Source organism: Synechococcus sp. R5-15 (assembly GCF_047462035.1).
Classification (GTDB): domain Bacteria; phylum Cyanobacteriota; class Cyanobacteriia; order Thermostichales; family Thermostichaceae; genus Thermostichus.
In genome coordinates this window covers 1-3,439 of record NZ_JANSIK010000134.1, presented here as the reverse complement: position 1 = coordinate 3,439, position 3,439 = coordinate 1, and the positions used below count along the sequence as shown (strand labels likewise).

The following is a 3,439-nucleotide window of genomic DNA, read 5'->3' as shown; positions in this document are numbered from 1 at the left end:
GGAAGGCCGTGCCCTAGAAGTGCTGGGGGGAGAGGGGCTGATCCTGGATCAACCCCTGACACGGGCCTCGTTTGTGCCCAGCTTTCAGTTGCCGGCGGAGCCGGCAACCCCGAAGGACTCCGCCCCCCTAACGGGGTCGCCAAAGCGTCGCCTAGCGATAACGGCTTCTTGAGACGGAAACCATGAGCTGGTTGCAGCGGGTGGGCAGCAGTTTTCTCCTGGCCGGCCAGGTGATTTTGCATCTGATGCGGGGCCGTATCCATCGCCGCAACACCCTGGATCAGTTGGCGGCGGTAGGGCTGGAGTCGCTGCTGATTGTTTTGATTACGGCGGTGGTGATCAGCGGTGTTTTCACCATCCAGTTGGCGCGGGAGTTCATCAACTTTGGCGCTTCCTCCCTAATTGGGGGAGTTTTGGCGATTGCCCTTGCCCGCGAGCTGACACCGGTGGTGACGGCGGTGATCTTGGCCGGACGGGTGGGATCCGCCTTTGCCGCCGAGCTGGGCACCATGAAGGTCACGGAGCAGATCGACGCTTTGCTGTTGTTGCGCACCGATCCGGTGGATTATCTGGTGATCCCGCGGGTGCTGGCTGCGGGGCTGATGCTGCCGGTGCTCACCATCCTCTCCCTGCTGACGGGGCTGGTGGGGGGGATGATCATCTGCGCTTCGGCCTACAACATCTCTCCTGCAGTGTTTCTCAACTCGGCGCAAACCCTTCTGACCTCTTGGGATTTGCTCGTCTGTTGTTTGAAGGCGATGGTGTTTGGGTCTTTGATCGCCATTGTTGGCTCCAACTGGGGCCTTTCCACCAGCGGGGGAGCCAAGGGGGTGGGCCGCTCCACCACCGATGCGGTGGTCACGGCGTTGCTGGGCGTGTTTGTTACCAACTTTCTTATTTCTTGGCTGTTGTTTCAGGGGCCGGGGAGCGCCCTCAGCCGCGCGTTGTAGCCACTTCTGCTGTCCCGTTAGCGTTGCGGAGCAATAGGGAGAGAGCTAGGATGGGATCCCCTTTCCCTTCAGCGGTGCAGAGCACTTTGCGAGTAGAATTTCAGATTTTCCGACAGTTGCCGCCGGAGCCGCCCCGCTGGCAGTCCTTCTGGCTGGAGACATCCCCTGGCGCCACCATTCTCGATTGCCTCAACCAGATCAAGTGGGAGCAGGATGGCAGCTTGGCCTTCCGCAAAAACTGCCGCAACACCATCTGTGGCAGTTGCGCCATGCGCATCAACGGTAGGGCAGCCTTGGCTTGTGGCCGACATGTGGGCGAAGAGCTGGATCCCCGCAGCCCCCAGCCGCAGCCTATTCGCATCGGCCCTCTGGGAAACCTGCCCGTTCTGCGGGATCTGGTGGTGGATATGCAGCCCTTCTGGAACGATCTCAGCCGGGTGGATCCCTTTGTCAGCACGGCGGGGCGACGCATCCCGGAGCGAGAGTTTTTACAGCTGCCTGCCGAACGGGAGCATCTCAACGCTGCCGGTGGCTGTATTCTCTGCGGAGCCTGCTATTCCGATTGCAATGCCAAAGAGGTGAACCCAGAGTTTGTCGGCCCCCATGCTCTGGCCAGAGCCAACCGCCTCGTCCAAGACAGCCGCGACAGCCAACGGGAACAACGCCTGCAGGCTCTGGATAGCTTGGCTGGTGTCTGGGGCTGTACCCGCTGCTGGAACTGCAACAGCGTCTGCCCGATGGGCGTGGCACCTCTGGATCAAATCACCGAACTCAAACAGGGGATCCTCTCCCGCCATGCAGACAAGACCGCTGCTCTGCCCACCGACCGTTCCCCATCGCACGCTGTTCGCGCTATTCGGACGGAGTCCTTGCCCATAGCCATCCGCCACCGCAAGACTCTGGTGCAACTGGTGCGCTCCGGTGGTTGGATAGATGAGCGCCGCTTTGCCCTGCAGGTGGTGGGCCGGGATCCCAAAGGGCTGCTCAGCTTGGTGCCTTTGGGTCTGCGCCTGTTGGCCAGGGGCAAATTTCCCTTTCGCTTCCAGCCCTCTGCAGGGGCGGCGACGGTACGGCGGCTTATCGACACAGTTAGGCAGGAAGGAAGGGATCCCCTCTAGGCTCCGGGTTTGAGGTTGTCTTGGCCGGAAATCAATCTGGCACTCAAAATCCGATCCCCCACTTTGATGTGGCGCAGCACCTCCGTTCCCTCTGTAACGTACCCGAACACGGCATAGCGGCCATCCATGAGGTTTAACCCCGCCGGGGTGAGATCCGGCTCAGCCATAAAGATGAAGAACTGAGAAGAGGCGCTGTTGGGATCGTCGGGATAGCGGGCCATGGCCACCGTCCCTTCGGCGGAAAAGGGCAGAGCCGGTTCCACATCCCACAGGCCCATCTGATCAAAAGTCTGGCCGTAGCGGGGCATCACCTCGCCTTTGGCGCGAATCTCCATAGGAATGGTGCGAATTTTTCCGGTGGCGGGATCCACATAGCCATCGGCAGGGCCAGGGGGATCCCCGGCCTGCGCCAGGAAGAAGGTCTCCACCCGGTCAAAGGTCAGGCCATCGTAGAAGCCCCGCTGCACCAGGTCGGCAAAGTTGCCGGCAGTGATGGGGGCGCTGTAGCCATCTAAGGTGATCACCATGCGCCCGGCAGTGGTGTTTAGCTCCACCTCTGCCCGCCCCAAGAGCTGAGGTTTGTCGGCATACTCAGCAGGCACTGTGTAGGGGAAAGCCCCCACCCAGTTGTTTTCGAGGGATCCCAACTCGTCCACTAGACGGTCGTAGGCAGCGCGGGCCTCTTCTTTACCCTTGGATTTGCGCTCGCTGGCTTGGCCGATCACCCGCAACTGCTCCCGCAGCGCAGCCATCTGTTCAGAGGCTGGGGTCACCCGATCCGGAGGCAAGCCGGCCAGCAGGGAATCTCCATAGCGATCCAAGAGGTGCTCTACCTGGCGCACATCTCCCCGCACCGCTGACCAGCGGTTGTACTTCAGGTCGGTGTCGATTTTGGAGATGGCCTCATCAATTTCCAGCAGCTTCGTTTCCTGAATAGGCAACGCCCGCCGCAACAGGGTACGGGGATCCGTGATGGCATCCCCTTGGGGCAGAGCCAAGGCCGGGATCCCCCAGAGCGCCACCCCGCAGAGCAGAGCAGCTACGTAGAGGCCAATCCGGCAAAGGGATCCCCATTGCCAAAATCCTTGGGCACGCTGCGTCATGGTTCCTACCGACTGCAAAACCACTCCTGTCTCAGCCTGACATCCCACCGTCACAGGCGGCAAGCGCTGTCAAACCTCGATAGATATCTCCACGACTGGCTCACTCCACCTGGGGGAAAGCCGTCATCGCTACACGACGCTTTTGCGACCGCAATAGCGGGACCAACTTCTCCAAGGGCATGGCTACACGGCTCTCCTACCTAGGAACGGTGACCTCGAAACGGATGACCCCGGCTGAGCCAGAACTGCCTCCCCCCACGTTCACCAC

Annotated in this window: 3 protein-coding genes; 2 read left to right on the top strand and 1 reads right to left on the bottom strand. The window is 61.1% G+C overall.

The window, feature by feature from the left end; all coding sequences use genetic code 11:
- Positions 1 to 182: 182 nt before the first annotated feature.
- Together NW839_RS11305 and NW839_RS11300 are read left to right on the top strand one after the other, a co-directional pair.
- Positions 183 to 950 (top strand): MlaE family lipid ABC transporter permease subunit, encoded by a 768-nt coding sequence (locus NW839_RS11305; RefSeq protein WP_414350573.1) that lies wholly within the window; start codon positions 183 to 185, stop codon positions 948 to 950.
- Between the two features lie 86 nt (positions 951 to 1,036).
- A complete protein-coding gene (locus tag NW839_RS11300) occupies positions 1,037 to 2,068 on the top strand; it encodes a succinate dehydrogenase/fumarate reductase iron-sulfur subunit (protein WP_414329709.1) in 1,032 nt (343 codons plus the stop codon).
- Here NW839_RS11300 and NW839_RS11295 read toward each other — a convergent pair.
- Positions 2,065 to 3,171, bottom strand: coding sequence for a peptidylprolyl isomerase (locus tag NW839_RS11295; protein ID WP_414350575.1), 1,107 nt, complete (start codon positions 3,169 to 3,171; stop codon positions 2,065 to 2,067). The genes NW839_RS11300 and NW839_RS11295 overlap by 4 nt on opposite strands.
- Positions 3,172 to 3,439 lie beyond the last annotated feature (268 nt).

Bases quoted from the DNA above. Each gene is read 5' to 3' on its own strand.
- NW839_RS11295 (WP_414350575.1), bottom strand. From the start codon at position 3,171: ATGACGCAGCGTGCCCAAGGATTTTGGCAATGGGGATCCCTTTGCCGG.
- NW839_RS11305 (WP_414350573.1), top strand. From the start codon at position 183: ATGAGCTGGTTGCAGCGGGTGGGCAGCAGTTTTCTCCTGGCCGGCCAG.